Raw genomic sequence first — 24,162 nt, forward strand, 5'->3', positions numbered from 1 at the left:
CCGCTGCGCTCGCTGGCGCTCGCTCCGCGTGCCTGCCCGTGATGGTGGTTGGGGTTCAGGCCTGCGTGGTTGGGCTTCAAGCCTTGGTGGCCGGGGTTCAAGGCTGCGTGGTTGGGGTTCAAGCCTTGGTGGTTGGGGTTGGGCTCTGGGCAAATGGGAGGTGGTGGGCTAGAACGGAGTTCCGCAGCTGAGCCGGAGGTGTGCCGTGTGGAGCACCATGCAGGACTTCCCGCTGACCATCACCACGATCATGCGATACGGCACGCAGGTGTGCGGGTCCGCGGAGATCGCGACCTGGACCGGGGACGGCGCGCGGCGCCGGACGTACGCCGAGGTCGGGGAGCGCGCCGCCCGGCTCGCCGGGGCGCTGCGCGCGCTCGGGGTGGACGGTGACCAGCGCGTCGCCACGTTCATGTGGAACAACACCGAGCACCTGGAGGCGTACCTCGCGGTCCCGTCGATGGGGGCCGTCCTGCACACGCTGAACCTGCGGCTGTTCCCCGACCAGCTCGTGTACATCGCGAACCACGCCGAGGACCACGCCGTCATCGTGGACGGGTCGCTCATCCCGCTGCTCGCGCCGGTGCTGCCGCAGATGAAGACCGTCCGGCACGTCGTCGTGGTGGGCGACGGCGACACGGCGCCCCTGGAGGCGGCGGGCAAGGAACTGCACTCGTACGAGGAGCTGCTCGCCGCCGCGCCGCCGGAGTTCGACTGGCCGGAGATCGACGAGCGGTCGGCGGCGGCCATGTGCTACACGAGCGGGACCACCGGGAACCCGAAGGGCGTCGTCTACTCGCACCGGTCCGCGTACCTGCACTCGCTGTCGGTGTGCACCGGGAACGCGCTGGGGATGAGCGGCGCCGACGTCGTGCTGCCGGTCGTGCCGATGTTCCACGCGAACGCGTGGGGCCTGCCCTACGCGGCGATGCTGGCCGGCGCGGCGCTGGTGATGCCGGACCGGTTCCTGCAGGCGGAGCCGCTGGTGAGGCTGATCGAGGCGGAGCGTCCGACGATCGCGGGCGCCGTTCCCACGATCTGGTCGGACGTGCTGCGGTACACGCTGGAGCACGGGTCGGACCTCAGCTCGCTGCGGCTCGTCCCGTGCGGCGGGTCGGCGGTGCCGGAGGCGCTCATGCGCGGGTTCGACGAGATCGGCGTGCGGATCGTGCAGGCGTGGGGGATGACGGAGACGTCGCCGGTCGCGACGATGGCGCACGCGCCGGCCGGTGCGGAGGGCGAGCGGGCGTGGCAGGCGCGGGTCAGCCAGGGGCGGGTCCTCGCCGGGCTGGAGATCCGGGTGGTCGGGGACGGCGACGTGGTGCTGCCGAACGACGGGGACGCCGTCGGCGAGGTGGAGATCCGCGGCCCGTGGATCACCGGCGCCTACTACCGCGACGAGGACCCCGGCAGGTTCCACGACGGCTGGCTGCGCACGGGCGACGTCGGCAACCTCTCCCCCGACGGCTACATGGTCCTTACCGACCGGGCGAAGGACGTCATCAAGTCCGGCGGCGAATGGATCTCCTCGGTGGAGCTGGAGAACCACCTCATGGCCCACCCGGACGTGATCGAGGCGGCCGTCGTCGGGGTCCCGGACGACCGCTGGCAGGAGCGCCCGCTGGCGTCCGTGGTCGTCCGGGACGGCGCGTCGGTCACGGCGGCGCAGCTCAGAGAGTTCCTCACCGGCCGGGTGCCGAAGTGGCAGCTGCCCGAGCGGTGGACGTTCATCGCCGAGGTCCCGAAGACGAGCGTCGGGAAGTTCGACAAGAAGGTGCTGCGCCGCCGCTACGCGGAGGGCGGGCTGGAGGTCGAGCGGGTCGACTGAGCGAGGTGCGCGGCGATCGCGTCCTCCCATGACCGCAGGAACGCCGGGTACCCGTCGGCGAACGCGTCGAGGTCGGGCGCGGCGTCGGCGGTGAGGGCGGTCAGGTCGTAGACGACCTCGGCGGTGCTCCCGCCGTCCGGGTGCGGGACGACGGCGACGGTGACGGTCCCGGCGCGGAGGCCCGGTGTCACGCGGGCGTAGGAGACGTGCCGTCCGGGGTCGCGGGCGAGGACGACCCAGGTCGTCCGCTCGGTGCCGTGGACGGTCTCGAAGACCGTTCCCGGGGCGGTGTCGTCGGGGGCGCCGGCGGGGAAGAGCGGCCGCCAGCCGTGCACCCAGCGCTCCTCGCCGCGCGGCGTGAACAGCGCGAACGCCTCGCCGGGCGGCAGCGGGACCCGGACGGCCCCGGCGAGCCGGCGCCTCATCGGGCCGCTCCGTCCTCGGTGAGGGCGTGCGCGTCGGCGGCGGTGAGCGTCAGCCCGTACACGGACTTGAGCTGCCGGATCTTGCCGAGCGTCTCGGGGGAGAAGGGGGCGCTGCCGTCGAAGGCGTGCAGGGCGATGCCCTCGACCAGGTCGCCGAGCGAGATGTCGAGGTATTCGGCCAGCCCCTTGAGCACCTTCAGCACGTTCCGCTCGATCCGCAGGCCGGTCTGAACGCGGTCCACATGTACCATGGTACCAACATAACATCATCTGACCGGATTCTGACGCTCGGTCATGAACGGAGTGGTCACCGAGCGGGGCGTGCGCTTCGGCGTTCGGTCACCGGTATCGGCGTTTTCGGGGGATCGAGTGGTGTCGAACGGGCCAAGGGGTGTATGCAAGGTGGGCTGAATGTCCGGACGGCCCCTTTGGGGGCGACTCTCATGTCGGTGTCGGGGAGCGTGTATGCCCAGGTTGTCCCCCTCCGAAGACGTGGCGGACCGAAAACTGGTCCAGGGTCTGAACGAAGGCGACGAGGCGGCGCTGGGCACGCTCTATGACGAGTACGGTGAGCGCCTTTACGACTACGCGTTGTCAATGACGGGAGATGAGAAGACCGCCGCCGACATCGTCCACGACACCTTCATCGACGCGAGCCGCCGCGCCCCCCGGATGCGCGACCACCTGCACCTGAGCTCGTGGCTTTACGGCTCCGCCCGGCGCCGCTGCATCCGCCGCGGCCGCCCGAGGCACCTCTACTGGGACCGGGACGCCGAGTTCTCCGACACCCCGTTCCTGGAGCGCGCCGACGCCGGCGACGTCTCCGGCTGGCCGCCGTCCGCCGAGCTGCACCGCCTGCTGCGGGCCGCCCTCGACGCCCTGGACCCGGTCGACCAGGAGGCCGTGCTGATGGCGTTCCGGCACGACCTGCGGCCCGCGCGGCTCGGCGCCGCGCTCGGGATGTCGGGCCGCCGCGCCGCCGCGCGCGTCCGCGAGGGCGGTGCCGCGATGGAGGCGGCGCTCGCCGCCGAGGCCGTCCGGGCCGCCCGCTCCTGCGCCGATTCCTCGGCGCCCGTCCCGGCACCCGACGACGAGGCGGCCGAGGAGACCCGGCCCGCCGCCATCGCGGTCCTGGCGGCCCGCACCCCGCCGGCGAAGCGGCCGCCCGGCGCCGAGACGCCGGAGGGCGAAGATCACCGGGACGCCGTGGACGGCCCTGAGACGGCGGACGGCGCGTCCGGCGCCGCCCGCGAGGGGGCGAGGCGCGGCCCGCTGTCCGCCGCGCTGTGGCGGACGTTCCACCGCCGCGGCGAAGCCGCCGCGGACGACACCGCCGATCCGGCGGTCGCCGAGCACGTCGAGGGATGCCCGGCCTGCCGGGCCCGCGGCCGGGTCCGCGCCGCGCCGCTGCTGCGCCGGGCGCCCGCGCCCGTGCTGCCCGCCGCGCTGCGCCACCGCGTCATGCACACCGCGACCGACCCGGAGCTGGCCGGCTACCGCGCGGACATCGCCGCGCGCGGCGGCCCGCTGACCCCGGAGGGCCTGCCGAGCCAGCCGGACGTGCCGTCGCCGTTCACCCGGCGGTGGCTGTTCACCGGCGGCGGGATGGCGGGCGCGCTGGTCGCGGCGGTCGTGGCCGCGCTCCTCATGGGGCCCGGCATCGGCGGCGGCACGCTGTCGTGGCCGCCGTTCCTGAACCAGCCGACGATCAAGCACGAAGGCGGGCACGGCGGCGGGAGCAAGGAGCACGGCGGCCACCGGTCCGGCGCGCCCGGCGGCCCCGGCGGCCCGTCCGGCCTGCCGGGCGGCCCGTCCGGCGCGCCCGTCCAGCCGCAGACCGACGAGAAGAGCCCGTCGCCCCCGGTGACGTCCGCGCCGCCGACGCCCACGCCGACGCCGAAGCCGCCCGCGCGGCCGGGCGTGCTCGTGGTGAACCCCGGCACGGTCGAGATGTACGGCACCAAGACCGCGCAGGTCAGCCTGTCCGCCAAGAACGGTCCGGTGACCTGGACGGCGATGACGTCCAACGGCGAGCTGGTGCTGTCGCAGATGCAGGGCGGCGTCGCCAAGGGCGGGACGGCGCACGTGACGGTCACGCTGCGGACCGCGCTCATCGGCCTGCCCGGCCAGGGCACGCTGACCTTCACCGACTCCGAGGGCGCCGCCCACCAGGTCACCGTCAAGTGGGGCGCCTCGCTGCTGTGACACGCGGGGCCCGCCCGGCGGCCCCGCGCCCCGAGGCCGCGGGCTCAGCCGGCGGCGGGCCGGCCGTCGCCGGCGAGGTGGTCCCTGATCGTCTCGAGGTGCTCGCCGAGCGCGGCCTGCACGCGGGCCTCCATCGCCCGCGCGATCAGCGGGTCGACGACCATCTTCACCAGCGGCCGCATCCGCCGCACCACCGCGGCGACCTCGGTGACCTCCTCGCCGCCCGGCTGGTCCTCCAGCCGGGCGAAGACGTGCTCCTGGACGAGGCCGACGAACCGTCCCGCGATCACGTCGACGTCGCCGCGGATCCGCTCGGCGATGTCGAGCACCGCGTCCAGCGGGATGCCCGCCGCGACCAGCTCGGCGCCGACGTGCAGCAGCCGGGGGCTCGGCACGCGGAACTTCTCGCCGTCCGGCTCGATCAGGCCGAGCGCGACGGTCCGCTCCCGCATCCGCTCCCGCTCGGCCTCGTCCAGCCCGGCGCCGAAGATCGCGATGAGCTCGTCGTAGCCGACGGTGCCGGGGATCTCGTCCGACCACGGGTCGGTGAGCACCTTCTCCAGGCCGAGGACGTCGCCGACGTCCCGGCCGGTCTCCCACGCCGTCAGCAGGTCCTTGATGACCGCGAACGTGTAGCCGCGGCCGAGGAGCTGGCCGATCAGCCGCAGCCGGGCCAGGTGCGAGTCGTCGTACAGGCCGACCCGGCCGGCGAGCCGCGGCGGCGGCAGCAGCCCCCGGTCCTGGTAGGCGCGGATGTTGCGCACGGTGCTCCCGGCGGCCCGCGCCAGGTCGTCGATTCGGTACTCGGCCATGCCCCGCCTGCCGGTTGCGTCCATCTTGACCGCCGCGATCTTACTCCGCCATCATTGTGACATTGATCAATGAGACATAGAGGGGGAGTCCATGACGGACCCCGGCGGACCCCTGGACATCGAGGAGACCCTCCTCGGCGGGCCCCTGCGCTACACGCGCAAGGACGTCGAGGCCCTCTCCGGCGTCCCGGACGCGTACGCGCGCCGCATCTGGCAGGCGCTGGGCTTCCCCATCCCGCCGGACGACGAGGTCGCCTTCACCGACGGCGACGTCACCGCCCTCCGCGAGATCAACGAGGTGCTCGGCCACGACCTCGTCGACGAGGACACGGTCCTGCAGCTGGTCCGCGCCGTCGGCCAGACGATGGGGCGGCTCGCGAGCTGGCTCGGCGACGTCTGGCTGCAGCGCCTCAGCCTGCTGCCGGCCGACCAGCCCGTCACGCCCGACCTGGTCACCGCGGCCCTCGCCGCCACCGAGGAGCTGCGGCCCGCGTTCGAGCGGCTGCTGCTGCACGGCTGGCGCCGCCAGCTCACCGCCGCCGGGATGCGCGCCGCCGCCGTGACGGCCGCCGCGCCGTCCGACCCCGCCGCCGGCGTCGCCCACCTCGCGGTCGGGTTCGCCGACGTCGTCTCGTTCACCCGGCTCAGCCGCAGTCTCGACGCCGACGCGCTCGCCGCGTTCGTCGAGCGGTTCGAGTCCGCGACGGCGGAGATCGTCGCGGACCTCGGCGGCCGGGTCGTCAAGACCCTCGGCGACGAGGTCCTCTTCGTCGCGACCGACCCGTCCGCCGCCGCCGAGATCGGCCTGCGCGTCGCGGAGCGCTTCAACGCGGACCCCGAGTTCCCCAAGGTCCGCGTCGGCCTGGCGTACGGCGAGGTCATCCAGCGGCTCGGCGACGTCTTCGGCACGCCGGTCAACCTTGCCGCCCGCCTCACCGCGACCGCCTACCCCGGCACCGTCCTGATCGACGGCGAGCTGGCGTCCGCGCTGCCCAGCGGCGGCCGCTTCGACATCTCGTCGCTCCGGCCCCGCCCGTTGCAGGGGCTGGGGCGGGTCAGGCCGCGGCTCCTGCGCCGCGCCTCCGACGACCGGCGCTGACGCGCTGGGCGCGGCCGGAGGAGGGTGAGGGCGCCGTATCCTCGTCGGGCCCGACGTCGCCGTCCACGAGAAGAGCTGATGGACTCCTCCCTCTATGTCCTGGTGGAGGACCTGCGCGGCGTCGACGCCGCGCGGATCCTGGCCCATAGGGTCTCCTCGATCACGGTCGGCGCGGCCTACCACCGCGCCCGCGACGTGACGCCCCACGGCCGCTCGCGCGTCACGTTCCGCCACGACGGCGTCCATTTCCCGCTGGACGGCCACTTCGACGGGCTCCGGCTCGTCCCGCCCGTCCGCGAGGGCGCGGACGAGCAGCCGCTGCGCGCGCTTCGGGAGGAGACGCGCGCGCTCGGCGTCCCCCTGCACGGATGGGGCGTTTTCCTGCACAACACCACGCTCGGCTTGGCGTTCCCGGACGTGACGCAAGAGAACTGCTTCGGCGACCGCGCCGCGCCCGCCGACCTCTGCCCGTCCCACCCGGACGTCCGCGCCTATGCCGTCGCCCTAGGCCGCGCCATAGCCCGGCAGGGAATGGACTCCGTCGTCGCCGAGTCCCTGCATTTCGGGACGTTCGGCCACGGCTACCACCACGAACGCTCGTTCGTGGAACTCGGCCCGGCCGCCGAGTTCGCCCTCGGCCTGTGCTTCTGCGAGCACTGCCGCCGCCGCGTCCCGGGTGCCGATCAGGCCCGCGACGTCGCGGCCCGGCTCGCGGCGTCGGTGCTCGACGGAGGCCCGCCCGCGGAGGAGATCCCGGACGCCCTGGCCGAGTTCGCCCGCGCGCGCACGCCGGTCGTCACGTCCCTGGCCGCCGAGGTCGCCGACGCCGTGGCGGCGGAAGGCTCCCGGTTGACGTTCGTCGACCTGACCGGCGCCATGAAGGGCTACGCGGACGGCCTCCCCAGCGGTGCCCCGGCCGCCGCCGACGCCTGGCAGGTCGGCATCGACCCCGCCTCCCTGGCGGGCGCCGTCCCGTCCTATGCCGTTCTCTGCTACGCCCGGGAAACCGCACGGATCGCCGAGGACGTCGCCGCCTACCGAGCAGCACTCGGCCCGGACACCCGGCTGAGGGCCGTCCTGCGCCCGGGGCATCCCGACACGGCGGACGCCGAACACCTGGCGGCCAAGATCGACGCGGCCCGCGCGTCCGGCGCCGACACCGTCGACTTCTACCAGTACGGGCTGGTCCCGCTCCCCGTCCTCGACCGCATCGCCGCCCGGCGACTCAGCGAGCGGCGTCGAGGTTCGCGGTGACGCGGCGCAACGTCTCGCGCAGAGTGAGGAGCTCCTGGAGGTCCAGGCCGGTCGCCTCCAGGATCCGGCGCGGGACGTCCGCCGCGCGCGCCCTGAGCGCGTCGCCCCGCTCGGTGAGGTGCACCGTCACCGAGCGCTCGTCGTCGCGGCTGCGGCGCCGCTCCACCAGGCCCGCGGACTCCAGCCGCTTGAGCAGCGGCGACAGGGTCCCCGAATCGAGCCGCAGCCGCTCGCCCAGCCGCTTGACCGTCGGGCCGTCCGCCTCCCAGAGCGCGAGCATCGCCAGGTACTGCGGGTACGTCAGCCCGAGGCCGCTCAGCTCCGTGCGGTAGAGCGCGTCGAAGGCCCGGGACGTGGTGTGCAGGGCGAAGCAGACCTGGTGGTCGAGCCGCATCAGGTCGCCGTCGGGGATCCCGGTCATGCCCGCCAGTCTACGTTTGCGCCCATTGAGTTGCCCGCAACCGGAATCTCAGCGGGCCTCCAGCCGCGGCGGCAGGTCGAACGCCGCGAAGACCCGCGCGTCCTGGAAGACGACATTGCGCGCCAGCCCGTCGGGGCGGACGTCGAACACCTGGAGGGTGTGGAGCACGTGGCCGCCGTCGTCGTCCCGGTGGTAGGCGGCCACGGCGGGCTGCGCGTTCGCGGCCGTCCGGACCATCCGCCAGTCGGTGTCCCGCATCGCGAAGAGCCGCTCCATGAACCGTCCGTAGGCGTCCTTGCCGCGGTACCAGAGCGGGACGGGCGGCATCTCCAGCACCGCGTCCTCCGTCAGCAGGGCGACGAGCCCGGCCACGTCGGCGGCCTCGAACGACCGGACGTAGCGGTCCACGAGCGCGTCCATCGCGCCGTCGTCCGGCTCCGCGACTTGGTCCTCCGCGGGGGACGCCTCCTCCAGCCCGGCCCGCGCCCGCTGGAGCGCGCTGTTCACCGCCGCCGGGCTCGTCTCCAGCAGCTCCGCGACGTCCGCCGCCGGGAACTCCAGCACGTCGCGGAGGATCAGCACCGCCCGCTGCTTCGGCGGCAGCGCCTGCATCGCCGCGATCAGCGCCAGCCGCAGGGTCCCCCGCCGGACGGCCCGCTCCGCCGGATCGCCGAGCAGCGCGTCCGGGAACGGCTGGAGCCACGGCACGTCCAGCGCCGGGACGAGCGGCGCGTGCGGATCCTCGCTCGGGGCGCCGAGGCCGGACGGCAGCGGCCGCCGCGACCGGCCCTCCAGCGCCGTCAGGCAGGCGTTCGTCGCGATCCGGTACAGCCACGTCCGGACGGACGCCCGCCCCGCGTCGTAGCGCTCGCGGGCCCGCCACGCGCGCAGCATCGTCTCCTGGACCAGATCCTCGGCCTCGTGGACGGCCCCGAGCATCCGGTAGCAGTGCACCAGCAGCTCGCGCCGGTAGGGCTCCACACGGGCCTCGAAGTCCTCGTCCATACCGGGCCTCCTCCAAGGGCGTCCGCCGCGCCGGAAACGCCGGCTCGCGCGACGGGCTGTGTGTGCGCGGGCGTCCGGGCACGCGTCAGGTCGTGGGATATACCTGCCGGCTCCCGTCCGTTCATCGCTCCCAGCGGAGAAATCCCGCCGGGAGCGCCCGGGAATCCCGCCGGGGGCGGCGGGACGATCCCTCAGCCGGACGACGACGCCGGCGGGTCGGCGAAGATGCCCTGGAGCAGGCCGGTGGCCTGGCCGACCTCGATGAGGTAGCCGTCGGGGTCGCGCATGTAGCAGCGGATCTCGGCCTTGCGGTCCAGCGGCTCGGTGACGAACTGGGCGCCCTGGGCCTTGGCGTGCTCATAGAAGGCGTTGATGTCCGCCACCCGGACGTTCATGAAAGTCGACACCGGGTCGCCCGGCGAGGGCGGCGTCAGGACGATGTCCGGCTTGTCCGGTGTCGGTCCGCCGCCGGGGTTCATGATGATCCAGCTGTTCGCCACCTTCACGGTGGCGGGGTTCTCCTCCAGGATCACTTCGCCGCCCAGGACGTTCACGTAGAAGTCCCTGGAGACGGCGACGTCCCGGACGGTCAGGAAGTGCGTGAGCACCAGCCCTTCGGTCGGTGCGGGGAAACCACCTTGGCCGGGCATCCCGGCTCCCTTCTCTCGTCGCGCGCTACACCCGGTACGGGGCCCAGCGGTTCGGGTCGTCCTCCAGTGCGGGCCGGTCCCAGCCGCCGAGGTCCGCGGCGGCCTCGTAGGTGCTCTGCAGGAACGCCGACAGCGTCCGGTCCGGGTCGTCCGCCGTGGCCACCGCCTCGTACGGCAGCAGGAACTGCCCATTCTCGCGGCTGTAGAACGCCGCGTCCGGCGCCACGGGACGTTCGGCGAACCCCTCGGGCTCGGGGTAGGCGTAGGCGTAGAAGGCGCCCTCGTCGAGGCCGGGCCAGAACCCGCAGCTGCTCAGCTCCTTCGAGTACCCCTCGACCATCACCCAGTCGCCGCAGTTCGGCGCGCCGCCGGGATGCCGGGGCGCGTCGCGTCCGGAGAACCGGGTGCAGGCGAGGTCCATCGCGCCCCAGAAGAAGTGCACCGGGCTCACCTTGCCGACGAAATGGGACCGGAACTCGCCGAGCACCCGGTTCGCCTGGAGCAGCTGCCGCCAGAACAGCCGCGCCGCGTCCGGGTCGTAGGACGCGTGCTGGTGGTCGTCGGCGAACGGGATCGACGGCTCCACCTCGTTCGGCCGCGCCTGGATCGTCGTCTCGATCCCGAGCCCGACGAGGTGGTCCATGGTCTCGGCGTAGAAGTCGGCGACCGGCTTCGGCTCCAGCGCCACCCGGCGCTCCTCGCCGCTGCTGGAGCGGATGCGCAGCACGTGGCCGACGAAGTCGAACTCGATGTCGAACGCGCCGGCCGCGAACGGGATCGTCGAGGTGGTGAGGCCACGCGGGGTCACGTACAGCGTGACCTGCCACCAGTGGTTGACCAGCGGCGCGTGCGCCATGCGGATCTTCCCGACGATCTGCGCCCACATGTGCAGGGTTTCCCGCGTGTCGGTCCAGTCCGCGACGCGCAGCCGCGGCCATTCCTCCTGCCTGTGCTCCCCCACTGGAGTCCCCCTCGCGCGCACGCGTCCGCGGGCGCTGGGGGACCGCCCGCCTCCTATGGTCGCCCCCTACCCCTGGTTCCCCTCGGGCAACCTTCCGGCGCGGCGGCCCCGGAGCCGCCGGGCGGCGTCTACCGTGGTGCCGTGCGCTACGAGGTGACGGAGGCCGACACCGCGACCGCGCTGGGCAGCGGCGACGTCCCGGTGCTCGGCACCCCGCGGGTGATCGCCTGGATGGAGGCCGCGACCGTCGAGGCCGCCGCGCCGCTGCTGGACGCGGGCCGGACGACGGTGGGCGTCGCCGTCCGCGTGGAGCATCTGCGCGCCACGCCCGTCGGCGGGACCGTGGACGTCACCGCCGAGGCGCCGGACGGCGCGTCCGGCCGCCGCCTCACCTTCGCGGTGCGGGCCGTCGACGCCTCCGGGGCGGTCGTCGCGGTCGGCGAGATCGACCGCGCGATCGTGGACCGCGCCCGGTTCACCGAAGCGGCGCGCGGCACCCCGGGAACGTGACCCGCGGGCGCGTCGCCCCGTCGACGCCGATCGGGTGGCCGGGGACCTGCGGCGGGCGGCCCTCAGACGCGGCGGAAGCGGGCGCGGCGGATCAGCCGGAACAGGCAGCCGCCGGCGGCCAGCGCGGACGCGAAGGCGGCCGGCGCGGCGGCGAGCAGCCACAGGCCCGTCCGCCACGTGCCCTGGAGCAGGTACCCGACCGCGAACAGCAGCAGGACGAACGTGAGCGTCGTCAGCAGCCCGGTCGCGAGGCCGGCGGCGATGATCAGCACGGTGCGGGCGATGGCCCTGCCCACGGCCGCCCGGCGGGCCCGCGTCCTGCGCGGGGAGGCGGGCGGGCGGAGCGCGGACGCAGGTCCGGGCGCTCCCGGCGGGCGGGGCGGGGCGAGGTCCGCGACGGCGGCGGACGGCCCGGCGGTGCCCGTTCGCGCGCGCGGGTCCCGGCGGTCCCCTCGGTATCGGACCCCCGGTGCCGTGTTCCGCTGCGCCTCGCTGCTCATCGTCTTTTCTTCGTCGTGTCGATGTCGACCGTCGAGTCTTCCAGGGAGAGCGCGCCGGAAGGGCGACCGCCGGGGAGCGCGGCGATTCCCGGCGGCCCGCGCAACCGCCGCAAAAAGCCCCGTTTCCCTGGCCGTGGAATTCCGGTCTTTCCGTCAAATACGTCCGAAACAAGAAGAATGAGTGATCGGCTCCTGTCCGGGTATGGAGCAGCCACCATGGGCCTGACCGTGGAGAGCCGGGCCGACCCGGTGCACACCGATCTGGTCGTCGTCACGCTGACCGGCGAGGTGGACGTGGCCACCGCCGGCCGCCTGCGCGACCACCTGGCCGCGCTGATCGCACGCGGCGCGCGCCACCTGGTGCTGGACTTCGCGGGCGTCGCGTTCATCGACTCCAGCGGGCTCAGCGTGCTGGCCGGGATCCACCGGCTGCTGTCCGCGCCCGAGCGCCCCGGCCCCGGCGAGGGCGCCCCCGGCCCCGGGTCCGGCGAGGGCGCCCGCGCGTCCGGGACCCTCGCCCTCGCCGCGGTCAACCTGCGGATCCGCGAGGTCCTGCGCACCACCGGCTTCACCCGGTTCGTGCCGATCTACTCGACGGTGGAGCCGGCGGTCGCCGTGCACCAGACCACGGTGCCGCGCACCGGCCCCTGAACCGGCCGCCGGGGCGGGCGGCCCGCTCAGCCCAGGCTGAGCGGGGTCTCGGAGTCCACGCGGGTCAGCTTCGCGGGGTTGCGGACGTAGTAGAGGCCGGTGATGCGACCGCCCTCCACGCGGGCCGCCATGACGCCGTCGAGCTCGCCGTCGAGCCGCAGGAGCAGCGCCGGTGCGCCGTTGACGACCGTGAGCTCCGTCGTGATCGTGACCGTGCTCTTGACCTTGCCGCTGCCGCCGACGATGTAGCGCGCGACCTTGCTCGCCCCGACGATCGGCCGCGGCGCGGCCTGCTTCACGCCGCCGCCGTCGCCGATCAGGACGACCTCGGGCGCGAGGACGTCCAGCAGGCCCTGCAGGTCGCCGGTGTCGAGGGCGCGCCGGAACGACTCCACGACCGCCCGGCTCTCGCTCGCCGAGACCGCCTCGCGGGGGCGGCGGGCGTCGACGTGCCGCCGGGCGCGGTAGGCGATCTGCCGGACGGCCGCGGGGCTCTTGCCGACCGCGGCCGCGATCTCCTCGTAGCTCACGTCGAACGCCTCGCGCAGCACGAACACCGCGCGCTCGGTCGGCGACAGCGTCTCCAGCACGAGCATCAGCGCCATCGACATGCTCTCGGCGAGGACGGCGTCCTCGGCCACGTCCGGCGCGGTGAGCAGCGGTTCCGGCAGCCAGGGGCCGACATAGGACTCCTTGCGCCGGGACATCGTGCGCAGCCGGTTGAGCGCCTGCCGGGTCGCGATCCGGACCAGGTAGGCGCGCGGGTCCTGCACCTGGTCCAGATCGACCCCGACCCACCGCAGCCACGTCTCCTGGAGGACGTCCTCGGCGTCGGCCGCGGAGCCGAGCATCTCGTAGGCGACCGTGAAGAGGAGGTTGCGGTGGGCGACGAAGGCGTCGGTCGCCGCGTCGGTGGCGTGGTCGTCGGTCATGTCCTCGTCCCTGTCGTGTGCCGGATCCGCCGGCCGGTCACTTCGATCCGGGGAGCCCGGTGGCGCCGATGCCGGTCCTGGCGCTGAACCGGGCGCTGCGGACGACCCCCTCCTTCGTCAGGGCCGCCGCCCGTCCGGCGAGGAACCGGCGGCGCGGGCTGTCGTCCCGGTGCGACGGCTGGATGACGCCGTCGCGCCGGCCGAGGCTGATGCACGTGGCGACGTAGTCCACCGAGTACGGCTTGAGCGGGCGTCCCTGGATCATCCGGGCCACCGTGTCGGCGGCGTGCGTCCCCTGCGGCTCAGCCGTCTGGCACGACATGCGCGAGCCGGGGACGGCGGCGCAGTCGCCGGCGACGACGATGCGCGGGTCGCCGGTGCTGCGCAGGTACTCGTCCACGAGGGCGCGGCCCCGCTCGTCGACCTCCAGGCCGCTGCGCGCGGCGAGGTCGGGGACGCCGCCGATGACGGCCCACAGGACGAGGTCCGAGGCGTGCCGCCCGCCCGAGCCGAGCAGCACCTCGCCGTCGTCCCGCACTTCCGTCACCGTGTCGTCCAGCACCGTCACATTCAACCGTTCCAGGCCGGTCCGCACGCGCGCGCGGGCCTTCGCCGAGAGGGAGGCCGCGAAGTCCCGCCCGACGAGCCGCACCGTCAGGCCGGGGCGGGCGTGGGCGACCTCGGCGGCGGTCTCGATGCCGGTCGGCCCGGCGCCGACGACGGTCACCGCGCCGTCCGCGGGCAGGGCCGCCAGCGCCGCGCGGGCCTGCTCCGCCCCTTCCCACGTCCCGACCGGGACGGTGCCCGGCAGCGGCGAGAGCGTGCTGCCGACGGCCAGGACCAGGTAGTCGAAGTCGAGGGTCTCGCCGCCGTCGAGCACCACGCACCCGTCGCCGATCTTCTCCACGGCCGCCTGCCGCGTGCGGATCCCGGCGCGGAGCATCTCCGCCAGCGGGGTCGCCGCCCGGCCCGTCCCGGCGAGCTGCTGGTGCAGCCGCACCCGCTCGACGAAGTCGGGCCGCGGGTTCACCACCGTGATCTCCGCGCCCGGCGCCTTCTTCGCCAGCCGGTTCGCCGCGAGCGTCCCGGCGTACCCGGCGCCTGCCACGATCACCTTCATGTCCGCCTCCTGCGTCTCGGATGGGTCCGCCCACGAGACACCGGGGACGCCCGGTCCATAACAGCGCCGCGGGTAACGTGCGTCACACCGCCGTGACCTGGGCGGGAACCGCCCGCGACCGGCGCCGGGACAGCGACCGGTCGAGGAGGGCGGCGGGGACGACGGCGGCGGCGAGGGCCGCGCCGATCCAGGCGACGGCGGTGATGCCCGCACCGGCGTTCAGCGCGGCTCCGGCCAGCGCCGGGACGAGGCTGATGCCGAGCTGGAACGCCGAGACGGTGGTGGCTCCCGCGAGCGTCGGCGCCCGCCCGGCGATCGCGAACACCCGCCCGTAGATCGCCGGGTTCAGCACGAACCCCGCGACCCCGAGGAGCGCGACGAGCGGGACGACGGCCCACGCGTGCCGGGCGAGCAGCGCGAGCAGGACGGAGCACGCCAGGATCCCCGTCGCCCCGGCGAGCAGCGCGTGCGTGGGGTGCCGGTCGGCGATCCGCCCGCCGACCGACAGCCCGGCGAACGCGCCGGCGCCGAACAGCGCGAGGACCGCGGGCACCCACACCTCGGGGACGCCGGTGACGCCGGTCAGGAGCGGCGCGAGGTAGTTGAAGGAGATCATGTAGGCGGCGGTGCTCAGCAGGGTGGCCGCGTAGACCACCCACAGCTGCGGCCGCCTCAGGGCGCCGAGCTCGCGCCTGACGCTGGGCTCCTCGCCGCCGCCGGTCGCGGGCACGGCGGTCAGGCTCAGGACGGCGCCGGCGGCGGTCAGCGCGGTGACGCCCCAGAACCCGCCCCGCCATCCGGTGAAGTGGCTGAGCAGCGCGCCCGCCGGACCGCCCGCGATCATCGCGAGGCTGAGCCCGCTGACGACGACCCCCGAGGCCCGCGCGGTGCGGTCGGGGGCGACGAGGCCGACGGCGGTGACCGCGGCGACCGCCCAGTACCCCGCGTAGGCGAGCCCGCAGACGAAGCGGCACCCGAGCAGCACCGTGTAGCTGCTGGTCAGCAGCCCCCCGGCGACCGCCGCGGCGAAGATCGCCTGCGTGGCGACGAGCGTGGTGCGGCGCGGCCAGCGCAGCGTCAGGATCGCGAACGGCGGCCCGCCGATCACGACGCCGATCGCGAACGCCGAGATCAGCGCGCCCGCCGACGACAGGCCGACGCCGAGGTCGTCGGCGATGTCCGGCAGCACCCCCGCGAGCAGGAACTCCGCGCTGCCCATCGCGAACAGGCTGAACGCGAGCAGGTAGACGCCGAGCGGCAGCCTTCCCCTGGACGTCGCGCTCACCGGACCCCACCGCCCACGGTGGCGGCGCGGCGCCGTGCGACCGCCTCGGCGACGTCCTCGTCCAGCAGGTCGTTGTTGATCGCGAACGCGGCGGCGGAGCCCATCCCGGCCGCCGTGACGACCTGGGCGCGCGGGTCCACGACGTTCCCCGCCGCCCACACGCCCGCGACGCTCGTGCGTCCGGTGCGGTCGGTGACGACCCATCCGCCGTCCTTCTCGCAGCCCAGCCGGGTCAGCAGCCCGTCGTTCGGGACCATGCGGGGGAAGAGGAACGCGGCCGCGCGGGGGATCACACGGCCATCGGCGAGCGCGACGCCCCGCAGCCCGTTCCCGTCGGCGACCAGGTGCTCGATCCGGCCTTCGACGATGCGGAGCCCGCGCGCCTCCAGCCGCTCGCGGTCCTCCGCCGCCAGGTCGAGCGTGTGGGCGAAGAAGGCGACGTCGTCGCTCCATCCGCGCAGGAGCAGCGCCTGGTGCACCGCGCCGGGGCCGGTGCCGAGGACGGCGAGCGGCCGGTCGCGGACCTCGAACCCGTGGCAGTAGGGGCAGTGCAGCACGTCCTTGCCCCACCGCTCGCGCACGCCCGGGATGTCCGGCAGCTCGTCGCGGAGCCCGGTCGCGACGAGGATCCGGCGGGCGGCGAGCACCGGCCCGCCGTCCATGCGCACGCGGAAGCCGGGGTCGATGTGCTCGACCCGTCCGCGGATCAGCCCCGCGCCGTACCGGGCGATCTCGGCGCGGCCGAGCTCCAGCAGCGTCGCCGGGGGCAGCCCGTCGCGGGACAGGAAGCCGTGCATGTGCGCGGCGGGCGCGTTGCGCGGCTCGCCGGCGTCGATCACCACCACCCTGCGGCGGGCCCGTCCGAGCACCAGGGCCGCGTTCAGCCCGGCCGCACCCGCGCCGACCACCACCACGTCGTAGGACCCGTCCCCGGTGGCGCGCGGCGCGCCGCCGGCCCGGTCGTTCGTCGCCTCGTTCACGGCGATCACCTCCGCCGCCGATGCTCCGGTCCGGCATCCCGACCCGACAACTTCCGTTGCCGTTTCCGGGACGCGGGAGGTGGAATGGGGGGATGACCGAGCACTCCCCGCCTTTCGCGCCCGCCCCCGCGAGCACGCCCGCCCCGGCGTCCGCGCCGGCTCCGGCGGCCGCGATCGCCGACACGCTGGCCCAGGTCGGCCCCCGCCTCAAGCGCGTCCGCACCCGGCGCGGCGTGAGCCTCGCGGCGCTGTCCGAGGCCACCGGCATCTCCAAGAGCACCCTGTCCAGGCTGGAGACGGGACAGCGCCGCCCGAGCCTCGAACTGCTGCTGCCCATCGCGCAGGCCCACCAGGTGCCGCTGGACGAGCTGGTCGGGGCGCCGCAGGTCGGCGACCCGCGTGTGCGCGCGAAGCCCGTCGTCCGCAACGGCCGCACCGTGATCCCGCTGACGCCGCACCCGGGCCCGCTCCAGGCATGGAAGTCGATCATCCCGGCGGACCAGAACACCCCCGACCCGTGCACGCACGAGGGCTACGAGTGGCTGTACGTCCTGTCCGGGCGGCTGCGGCTCATCCTGGCCGACCACGACCTCGTCATGGGGCCGGGCGAGGCCGCCGAGTTCGACACCCGCCTGCCGCACTGGTTCGGCCCCGCAGGGGACTCACCCGTGGAGGTCCTCAACCTGTTCGGCCGCCAGGGGGAGCGCGTCCACATCCGCGCCCGGCCGCGCCCCCGCGACGCCGGCCGGTGACGGCTCCGGCGCCGGGAACGCCGACGCGGCGATGGCGGCGATCATCGCGCGGGCCTTCACCAGGGTCTCGGCGAACTCCTCCTCCGGGTCGGACAGCGCGACGATCGCGCCGCCCACATTGAAGGAGGCGCCGCCGGGCGCGACGACGATCGTCCGGTTGACGACGCTGAGCTCGCACGCGCCGCCGAGGGAGAACCAGCCGAGCGCCCCGGAGTAGACGCCGCGGGCCCGCCCCTCCAGCCGGTCGATGATCTCCATCGTGCGGACCTTCGGCGCGCCGGTCATCGACCCCGGCGGGAACGCGGCGCGCGCGCACCCGACCGCCGTCACCCCGTCGCGGAGCCTGCCCTCGACGGTGGACACCAGGTGGTGGACGGGCGCGAACGACTCGACGTCGAACAGCCGCGGGACGCGCACGGAGCCGACGGCGCAGACGGTGTTCAGGTCGTTGCGGACGAGGTCCACGATCATGAGGTTCTCGGCGCGGTCCTTCTCGCTGGCCGCCAGCTCGCGGCGGAGGGCGTCGTCGTGTCCGGGGGCGGCGCCGCGGGGCCGGGTGCCCTTGATCGGCTTCGACCGCACCCGCCCGTCGGACGTCACCGCCAGGAACTGCTCCGGCGAGGCGCTGAGCACCGCGACGCCGGGGAACGCGAGCAGCGCGCCGTACGGGACGGGGCTGACCCGCCGGAGGTGCGCGAACGTGGCGGCGGGGTCGACGGCGGTGCGCGCGGTCGCGGTGTTGGACAGGCAGATCTCGTACGACTCCCCGTCGCGGATCTCGTCCAGGCACTCGGCGACCAGGCCGAGGTACGCCTCCCGGTCGTGGTGCAGCTCGACGGGCGGTTCCGCCGCGTCGCCTGTCAGCGGCCCGGTCAGCGGTGTCTCCGGCTCGGACGGCAGGCCGCGGACGCGCTCGGCGGTCGCGGCGAACCACGCGTCCACCTCCGGGTCGCGGGCCAGGCGGCTGAGGCGCAGCAGGTAGGACTCGCCTTCCGCGTGGTCGATGACCAGCGCCCGGTCGGCGAACACCATCGCGGCGTCCGGGGTGGGCGAGGCGTGCGCGGCGGTGCCGCCCGTCTCGGCCTTCAGCTCGTACCCGAGGTAGCCGACGTAGCCCAGGCGGAACCCGAACGGGAGATCGCCGTCGTCGGGCAGCGCCCGCCGGGTCACCTCCCGTTCCAGGTAGTCGAAGAACGAGCCGGCCGGCTGCTCCGACACGGTGCCGTGCCCGTCCACCCGGACGCGCCGCTCCCCGACCCGGTACGTCACCAGCTCGCCGAGCGGGCCGTCGCCGTCGCCCATCATCGTGAACCGCGACGTCCCCTCCGCGTGCGTGCCGCTGTCCAGCCAGAACGCGCCGGGGCGTCCGGCGAACACCGTCCGGTAGGCCGCCTCGGGGTCGGGCGCCGCCGCCAGCCGGTGGACGTGGAGCCGGTAGGGCCCCGCGCCGTGGTGGGCGCGGGTGAGGTCGCGGAAGTTGGCCAGCAGCTCGCGGCCGTGACCGGTGCGGACGGACTCGGGGTGGAACTGGATGCCCCAGATCGGCGCCGACCGGTGCCGCACCCCCATCAGGACGCCGTCGTCCGACCATGCGACGGCCTCCAGCTCGTCGGGCAGCGCGGTGACCGCCAGCGAGTGGTACCGGACGACGGGCAGCGGCGACGGCAGCCCCGCGAAGAGCCCCTCCCCGGTGTGGACGACCTGGGAGACCCGGCCGTGCACGGGTTCCGGCGCGTGCTCGACCTTGCCGCCGAGCCGGTGGCAGATGCCCTGGTGCCCCAGGCACACGCCGAGCAGCGGCAGCGACCACTCGTCGATCACCCGGGCGCCGATGCCGATGTCGCGCTCGCGGTCGGGACGTCCCGGCCCGGGGGAGATGACCACGTTGTCGAAGTCGGCGGGGGACAGCCCCGACCAGTCGGCGTCGTTGCGGACGACCGTCGGCGGCCGCCCGTTCACCTCGCCCAGCAGCTGGTACAGGTTGAACGTGAACGAGTCGTAGTTGTCGATCAGAAGTGTCCGCATCGGCGACCGCTCCCGGGCGTCGTCATGGATCGCCCAGGCGCACGGCGGCGGTGGCGGGCCGCTCCCCGGTGGTGCTCCACCCTAGGCGCCAGTCACGGCCCGCCCACACTGTAACCGCAGGCGGCGCCCGGTGGTCAGGCCGGCCGGAGGCGCGCTCAGGCCGGCCGGAGGCCGCGGAGGGTGCGGTCGAGGACGGCGCCGACCTCGGCGCGCGCGGCGGCCTGGTCGGCGGCGCGCGCGATGACGAGGCTCGCCTCGATGATCATCGCGACGATCAGCCGGGCCAGCACGCCCGGCGGCTGCCGGTCCAGCTCGCCGGCGTCCATCGCGCGCTCCAGCCACTCGGTGAGCAGCCGCAGGCCGTGCCGTTCCGCGAGGTCGTTCCAGGCGTCGGCGCCGAGCACGATGGGGCCCTCGACGAGCACGAGCCGCTGGAAGTCGCTGTCGACGCAGGTGTCCAGGAACGCGGCGAGGCCGTCCCGGATCTGGGCCAGCGGGCCGCCCGCCGCCGGACGGTCGAGCTGCTGGCGGATCAGCCGCTCGGCCAGCTCCGCGCCGACCTGCTCGACCACGGCGCCGAACAGTGCGGCCTTGTCGCGGAAGTGGTGGTAGAGCGCGCCGCGGGTGACGCGGGCGGCGGCGACGACGTCCTCGGTGCCGGTGGCGGCGTAGCCGCGCTCGGCGAACAGCGCGCGGGCGGCGGCCAGCAGGGCGGCGCGGGTGTCGGCGGCGTGCTCGGCGCGTCGGGACGGCGTCATACCCGCGAACCTATATTGACGTACAGCCACCATGTTTCATACTCGCTGTATGGAGCATCGTCCGGATGCCGGGACGGCCCGGCGCACGGACGACACCCGCGGCTCAGGGAGGCGCACATGGGACTGCCCATGCGGCTGGCGGTCAAGATCGGGACCCATCTGGTGCGGCAGCGGATCCGCGGCACCGCGAAGTTCCCGATGATCATGGAGCTGGAACCGCTGTTCGCCTGCAACCTCACGTGCGCCGGCTGCGGCAAGATCCAGCAGCCCGCGTCGCTGCTCAAGCGGCGGATGCCGGTGGAGCAGGCGGTGGCCGCCGTCGAGGAGTGCGGCGCGCCGATGGTGTCGATCGCCGGCGGCGAGCCGCTCATGCACCCGCAGATCGACCGGATCGTCGTCGAGCTGCTGCGGCGCCGCAAGTTCGTCGTCCTGTGCACCAACGCGGTGCTGCTGCGCAAGCACCTGCACCGCTTCCGCCCGCACCGCGACTTCGCCTGGATGGTGCACATCGACGGGCTGAAGGAGCGCCACGACGAGTCCGTCAGCAAGGACGGCGTCTTCGACGAGGCCGTGGACGCGATCCGGGCCGCCAAGGCCGCCGGGTTCGCCGTCTACACGAACTCGACGTTCTACAACACCGACACCCCCGAGACCATCCGGGAGACCCTGGACTACCTGAACGACGAGCTCGGCGTCGACCGGATGGAGATCGCGCCCGGCTACGCCTACGAGAAGGCCCCCGACCAGGACCGGTTCCTCGGCGTCCAGCAGACCCGCGACCTGTTCCGGCAGGCGTTCGCGGGCGGCCGCCGGCGGCGCTGGCGCCTCAACCACTCCCCGCTCTACCTCGACTTCCTCGAAGGCCGGCGCGAGTTCGCGTGCACGCCGTGGGGCGTGCCGTCGTACTCGCTCCTCGGCTGGCAGAAGCCCTGCTACCTGCTCGCCGACGGCTACGCCGCCTCCTGGAAGGAGCTGCTGGAGACCACCGACTGGGACGCCTACGGCCGCGGCCGCGACCCGCGCTGCGACAACTGCATGGCCCACTGCGGCTACGAGCCCACCGCCGTCCTCGCCACCACGCAGTCGCTCCGCGAGAGCCTCCGGGCCCTGGCGGGCTGACGCCGCGCCTCGTCAGCCTTCCTTGACGAGCATCGGCGGGCGCCCGACGGCCAGCAGCCACGGCGGCAGGATGACGACGCACATCAGCGGCAGCAGCTTGATGTCGGTGACGACGGTGACCGCCATGAACAGGCTCAGCCACCCCTGCCGCGTGACGGCGACGAGCAGCCCGAGCACCCCCGCGCTGATCGCGAGGGACACCGGGACGGAGTCCACCAGCCGGTTCGCGAGCAGCCCGATCGCGACGCCCGCGAACACCGACGGGAAGATCCGCCCGCCGCGGAACCCGCACGACGCGGCGGTCAGCAGCGCGGCCAGCTTCACCACGACGATCAGCAGCAGCCCGCCCGTCGAGTGCGACGACACGTGCTCGGTGAGGGTCTTCATCTCGCTCAGGCCCTTGAACAGGGTGATCCGGCCGCCGATCGCGCCGAGCACGCCGAGCACCGCTCCGCCGGCCACGAGCGCGACGACCGGGCCCGGCAGCCGGTGGAACGCGGCGTGGACGTACGGGAACGCGTACACCAGCACCAGGCCGAGCACGCACGCCGCGAGGGCGATGACCGAACCGCTGACCAGGTCGACGAGCGTGAAGCCGGGGTAGCCGGGGACGTTCACCGCCAGCACCGGCGCGGCGAGCACGACGGTGGTGAGCGCCCCGGCGCCGGCCGCGACGAGCGGCGCGAACAGGCGGTCCCACAGCGGGGTGCCGGACTCGCCCGTCATCGTCTCCGACAGGATGAGCGCCGCGGCGACCGGAGTGCCGAACAGCGCGCCGATCGTCCCGGCCGCCGCGAGCCCCACCCACGCCTCGCCCGGGACCTGGGGCAGGAAGCGCCGCCCGAGCGCGAACGCCAGCGCGATGTTGACCGCGGTGATCGGGTTCTCCGGGCCGAGGCTGACCCCGCCCGCGAGCGTGAGGACGGTGGCGAGCAGCAGGCTCGGGACGACGGGCGCGGGCATCGGCGGCGCGACGAGGCCCTCGGTGGCCGGGTCGGGTCCCGCGTGGCCCGGCACCTTCCAGACGACGAGGCCGACCACGACGCCCGTCATGACGAGGATCAGGACCGTCCACCAGGCGGGCTCGCCGCCGATGCCGAGGGCGTGCGGGAGCCGCTCCCAGACGGCTTTCTGCAGCGCCTCGGCGACCGTGCTCACGCCGAGCAGGAGCAGGCTCGCTCCCACGCCGATCAGCAGCGCGGGCAGCGACAGCGCCAGCAGTGCGCGAGGCTTGTTCGCGGTGGTGCCGGCCACCCGCCCTCCCCCGGAGCCGACGCGATCGATCTTCTCCTCCCTACCCGCGAAGATCGCGCTGCGCAGAAACCCCGGGTCAAATTCCTCCGGCGGTCAGGCGTCGAGGGGGCCGAGGGGAAGGACGTCTCCCGCGCCGAGCTTGCGGCCGGCGATGCCGTCGAAGCCGTCCCGGTCGGTGTAGCTCTCCTCGCCGATGATGCGGCCCTGCTCGTCGATGGGCCACACGATCGCCATCCGGGTCTCGTACAGGTAGAACGCGTCCGGGTCGTCGACCTCGATGCCGAGGGCGAGCAGCGTCCGGCCCGGGTAGGCCATCCGCATCAGCCCGTCGGTGACCACGCAGTCGCGGTCGACCGCGAGCCGGTCGACGTCGTGCTCGAGTTGCGTGGCGCCGGAGGCGATGAAGTCGCTGTAGAAGGCGCGGACCTCGGCCCGGCCACGCGGCCGCATCCCGGGCGCGCCCGGCGTGCCCATCCGGTAGGCGGGCTCGTCGGTGAGGGTGTCCATCAGGCCGTCGAGGTCGCCGCGCGACTCCGCCTTGGTGTGGGTGATGACGGTCTCGAGGTTCCTGCGCAGGATCGGGTCGGTCTCCCGGGCCAGCCGCTCCTCGAGCGCGGCCCACGACTTCGTCGGGTCGATGACGGCCATCCCGATCTCCCTCCGGTTGTGTATGTCGTAGACTTAGCAGGGTGGCCACGGAACCGTCAACGAACTCCTCTCCGGTCGTCCGGCGCGGCCGCACCGTGCGGGACGTCCTGTCGGCCGCGCTGGACGTCCTCGACGAGGGCGGGCTGGAGGCGCTGACCATGGCCGCCACCGCCGGGCGGCTCGGCGTCACGCCGATGGCGATCTACCGGCACGTCAAGGACCGGGACGCGCTGCTCGCCGGGGTGTCCGGCCTCGTCCTGGAGGCGGTGGCGAGCGCCGGCACGGGCACCGCGCCCTGGGACGACGCCGTCGTGCTGTGGATGCGGGACGTGCGGCGCTGCATCGTCGACCACCCCTGGATCGCGCCGCTGTTCGGCTCGCACGCGCGGCTCTCGCCCGCCTGGGCAGCCGCCCTCGACCGGCTGCTTGCCGCACTGGAACGCGGTCCTTTGGACGACGCCGCGCGCGCGGACGCGTTCGTCTGGATCGCCCGCACGACCGTGGGCGTCGCCCTCCTCGAAGCCAAGGCCCCGCTCTCCGACGTGACCCACGACGTGGGAGCGGCCCTAGGCGACACGGTGCCGGGCGCGGCCGAACGCTGGTCCCGCATCGCGGGCCGCATGGCGAGCTACCACGACGACGACCTGTTCGACGACCTGATCCGCCGCACCCGGGCCCGCCTCACCGACCCGCAGCCGACCTGTTTTATAAAACAAGCGGACGAGCGCGACCTGTCCGACGACCAGTGGGCCCGCATCGCCGGCCTCCTCCCGCCGGACGGCCGCGGCCCCCACTGGATCGACCACCGCGCCGTCATCGACGGCATCCGCCACCGCGAACGCACCGGCGTCCCCTGGCGCCAACTGCCCGCACGCTACGGCCACTGGCGGACGATCTACGGCCGCTTCCGGCTGTGGACCCGCGACGGCACCTGGCAGCGCATCACCATCGCACTGGAGACCTGACGG

At 74.3% G+C, this 24,162-nt stretch carries 25 protein-coding genes and 1 riboswitch; of the genes, 9 read left to right on the plus strand and 16 right to left on the minus strand.

Annotated features, from left to right (window positions below; all coding sequences use genetic code 11):
- The first annotated feature begins 205 nt into the window (after positions 1–205).
- Entirely contained in the window at positions 206–1,828 is a 1,623-nt protein-coding gene (locus ABZ914_RS05055) for a long-chain fatty acid--CoA ligase (protein WP_500191747.1), read from the plus strand.
- Here ABZ914_RS05055 and ABZ914_RS05060 read toward each other — a convergent pair.
- Entirely contained in the window at positions 1,789–2,253 is a 465-nt protein-coding gene (locus ABZ914_RS05060; protein WP_500191748.1) for an SRPBCC family protein, read from the minus strand. The two genes, ABZ914_RS05055 and ABZ914_RS05060, sit on opposite strands and share 40 nt — an antisense overlap.
- Positions 2,250–2,495, minus strand: coding sequence for a hypothetical protein (locus ABZ914_RS05065; protein ID WP_500191750.1), 246 nt, complete (start codon positions 2,493–2,495; stop codon positions 2,250–2,252). Before ABZ914_RS05065 ends, ABZ914_RS05060 begins: the two co-directional genes overlap by 4 nt.
- 223 nt (positions 2,496–2,718) lie before the next feature.
- Between ABZ914_RS05065 and ABZ914_RS05070 the strand changes: the two genes are divergently transcribed.
- Complete coding sequence (locus ABZ914_RS05070; RefSeq protein ID WP_500191751.1) at positions 2,719–4,458, plus strand: RNA polymerase sigma factor; 1,740 nt, start codon at positions 2,719–2,721, stop codon at positions 4,456–4,458.
- A 44-nt stretch (positions 4,459–4,502) separates the two neighbouring features.
- On the opposite strand, the gene ABZ914_RS05075 is transcribed toward ABZ914_RS05070, so the two are convergent.
- Positions 4,503–5,270, minus strand: coding sequence for a MerR family transcriptional regulator (locus tag ABZ914_RS05075; protein WP_190851085.1), 768 nt, complete (start codon positions 5,268–5,270; stop codon positions 4,503–4,505).
- Positions 5,271–5,361: 91 nt separating this feature from the next.
- Here ABZ914_RS05075 and ABZ914_RS05080 point away from each other — a divergent pair, with 91 nt between their 5' ends.
- Together ABZ914_RS05080 and ABZ914_RS05085 are read left to right on the plus strand one after the other, a co-directional pair.
- On the plus strand, positions 5,362–6,369 hold the full coding sequence (locus tag ABZ914_RS05080) for an adenylate/guanylate cyclase domain-containing protein (RefSeq protein WP_500191753.1): 1,008 nt from the start codon (positions 5,362–5,364) through the stop codon (positions 6,367–6,369).
- Between the two features lie 78 nt (positions 6,370–6,447).
- Positions 6,448–7,623 (plus strand): hypothetical protein, encoded by a 1,176-nt coding sequence (locus ABZ914_RS05085; protein ID WP_500191754.1) that lies wholly within the window; start codon positions 6,448–6,450, stop codon positions 7,621–7,623.
- Here the strand turns inward: ABZ914_RS05085 and ABZ914_RS05090 are convergent.
- From ABZ914_RS05090 to ABZ914_RS05105, 4 genes are all read right to left on the minus strand, one after another.
- Complete coding sequence (locus ABZ914_RS05090; RefSeq protein WP_190851073.1) at positions 7,595–8,044, minus strand: MarR family winged helix-turn-helix transcriptional regulator; 450 nt, start codon at positions 8,042–8,044, stop codon at positions 7,595–7,597. The genes ABZ914_RS05085 and ABZ914_RS05090 overlap by 29 nt on opposite strands.
- Before the next feature lie 48 nt (positions 8,045–8,092).
- The gene (locus ABZ914_RS05095) at positions 8,093–9,049 is read right to left on the minus strand and encodes a sigma-70 family RNA polymerase sigma factor (protein ID WP_500191756.1); all 957 of its coding nucleotides are present in this window, start codon (positions 9,047–9,049) and stop codon (positions 8,093–8,095) included.
- Positions 9,050–9,240: 191 nt separating this feature from the next.
- Entirely contained in the window at positions 9,241–9,699 is a 459-nt protein-coding gene (locus ABZ914_RS05100) for a VOC family protein (protein ID WP_500191758.1), read from the minus strand.
- 25 nt (positions 9,700–9,724) lie between these two features.
- The gene (locus ABZ914_RS05105; protein ID WP_500191760.1) at positions 9,725–10,660 is read right to left on the minus strand and encodes a DUF5996 family protein; all 936 of its coding nucleotides are present in this window, start codon (positions 10,658–10,660) and stop codon (positions 9,725–9,727) included.
- Positions 10,661–10,801: 141 nt separating this feature from the next.
- Between ABZ914_RS05105 and ABZ914_RS05110 the strand changes: the two genes are divergently transcribed.
- Positions 10,802–11,170 carry a thioesterase family protein gene (locus ABZ914_RS05110; RefSeq protein WP_500191761.1) on the plus strand — a complete coding sequence of 123 codons (369 nt, stop codon included), beginning with the start codon at positions 10,802–10,804 and terminating at the stop codon, positions 11,168–11,170.
- A 62-nt stretch (positions 11,171–11,232) separates the two neighbouring features.
- Here ABZ914_RS05110 and ABZ914_RS05115 read toward each other — a convergent pair whose 3' ends face one another.
- Positions 11,233–11,466, minus strand: a complete 234-nt coding sequence (locus ABZ914_RS05115; protein ID WP_500191763.1) for a hypothetical protein — start codon at positions 11,464–11,466, stop codon at positions 11,233–11,235.
- Positions 11,467–11,886: 420 nt separating this feature from the next.
- Here ABZ914_RS05115 and ABZ914_RS05120 point away from each other — a divergent pair, with 420 nt between their 5' ends.
- A complete protein-coding gene (locus tag ABZ914_RS05120; protein WP_500191765.1) occupies positions 11,887–12,321 on the plus strand; it encodes an STAS domain-containing protein in 435 nt (144 codons plus the stop codon).
- Positions 12,322–12,347: 26 nt separating this feature from the next.
- Here the strand turns inward: ABZ914_RS05120 and ABZ914_RS05125 are convergent, their stop codons facing one another.
- From ABZ914_RS05125 to ABZ914_RS05140, 4 genes are all read right to left on the minus strand, one after another.
- Entirely contained in the window at positions 12,348–13,253 is a 906-nt protein-coding gene (locus ABZ914_RS05125; RefSeq protein ID WP_500191767.1) for an RNA polymerase sigma-70 factor, read from the minus strand.
- 37 nt (positions 13,254–13,290) lie between these two features.
- On the minus strand, positions 13,291–14,373 hold the full coding sequence (locus tag ABZ914_RS05130) for an NAD(P)/FAD-dependent oxidoreductase (protein ID WP_500191768.1): 1,083 nt from the start codon (positions 14,371–14,373) through the stop codon (positions 13,291–13,293).
- 82 nt (positions 14,374–14,455) lie between these two features.
- A complete protein-coding gene (locus ABZ914_RS05135) occupies positions 14,456–15,658 on the minus strand; it encodes a Cmx/CmrA family chloramphenicol efflux MFS transporter (protein ID WP_500191769.1) in 1,203 nt (400 codons plus the stop codon).
- Entirely contained in the window at positions 15,655–16,638 is a 984-nt protein-coding gene (locus ABZ914_RS05140) for an NAD(P)/FAD-dependent oxidoreductase (RefSeq protein ID WP_500191771.1), read from the minus strand. Before ABZ914_RS05140 ends, ABZ914_RS05135 begins: the two co-directional genes overlap by 4 nt.
- 92 nt (positions 16,639–16,730) lie before the next feature.
- Between ABZ914_RS05140 and ABZ914_RS05145 the strand changes: the two genes are divergently transcribed.
- Positions 16,731–17,390, plus strand: a complete 660-nt coding sequence (locus tag ABZ914_RS05145) for a helix-turn-helix domain-containing protein (protein ID WP_500191773.1) — start codon at positions 16,731–16,733, stop codon at positions 17,388–17,390.
- On the opposite strand, the gene pabB is transcribed toward ABZ914_RS05145, so the two are convergent.
- Entirely contained in the window at positions 17,301–19,415 is a 2,115-nt protein-coding gene (gene pabB, locus ABZ914_RS05150; protein WP_500191775.1) for an aminodeoxychorismate synthase component I, read from the minus strand. The two genes, ABZ914_RS05145 and pabB, sit on opposite strands and share 90 nt — an antisense overlap.
- A 24-nt stretch (positions 19,416–19,439) precedes the next feature.
- Positions 19,440–19,521: riboswitch (ZMP/ZTP riboswitch) on the minus strand.
- Positions 19,522–19,570: 49 nt separating this feature from the next.
- Positions 19,571–20,173, minus strand: coding sequence for a TetR/AcrR family transcriptional regulator (locus ABZ914_RS05155; RefSeq protein ID WP_500191777.1), 603 nt, complete (start codon positions 20,171–20,173; stop codon positions 19,571–19,573).
- 117 nt (positions 20,174–20,290) lie between these two features.
- On the opposite strand from ABZ914_RS05155, the gene hpnH reads away from it, so the two are divergent.
- Entirely contained in the window at positions 20,291–21,292 is a 1,002-nt protein-coding gene (hpnH, locus tag ABZ914_RS05160; protein ID WP_500191778.1) for an adenosyl-hopene transferase HpnH, read from the plus strand.
- Positions 21,293–21,304: 12 nt separating this feature from the next.
- On the opposite strand, the gene ABZ914_RS05165 is transcribed toward hpnH, so the two are convergent.
- Together ABZ914_RS05165 and ABZ914_RS05170 are read right to left on the minus strand one after the other, a co-directional pair.
- The gene (locus ABZ914_RS05165; RefSeq protein WP_500191780.1) at positions 21,305–22,546 is read right to left on the minus strand and encodes an ion channel protein; all 1,242 of its coding nucleotides are present in this window, start codon (positions 22,544–22,546) and stop codon (positions 21,305–21,307) included.
- A gap of 93 nt (positions 22,547–22,639) precedes the next feature.
- Positions 22,640–23,194, minus strand: coding sequence for a nuclear transport factor 2 family protein (locus tag ABZ914_RS05170; RefSeq protein ID WP_500191781.1), 555 nt, complete (start codon positions 23,192–23,194; stop codon positions 22,640–22,642).
- 41 nt (positions 23,195–23,235) lie between these two features.
- Here ABZ914_RS05170 and ABZ914_RS05175 point away from each other — a divergent pair, with 41 nt between their 5' ends.
- Entirely contained in the window at positions 23,236–24,159 is a 924-nt protein-coding gene (locus ABZ914_RS05175) for a transposase (RefSeq protein WP_500191783.1), read from the plus strand.
- Positions 24,160–24,162 lie beyond the last annotated feature (3 nt).

Origin of the sequence: Spirillospora sp. NPDC046719 (genome assembly GCF_040645715.1) — a bacterium.
Lineage (GTDB): Bacteria > Actinomycetota > Actinomycetes > Streptosporangiales > Streptosporangiaceae > Spirillospora.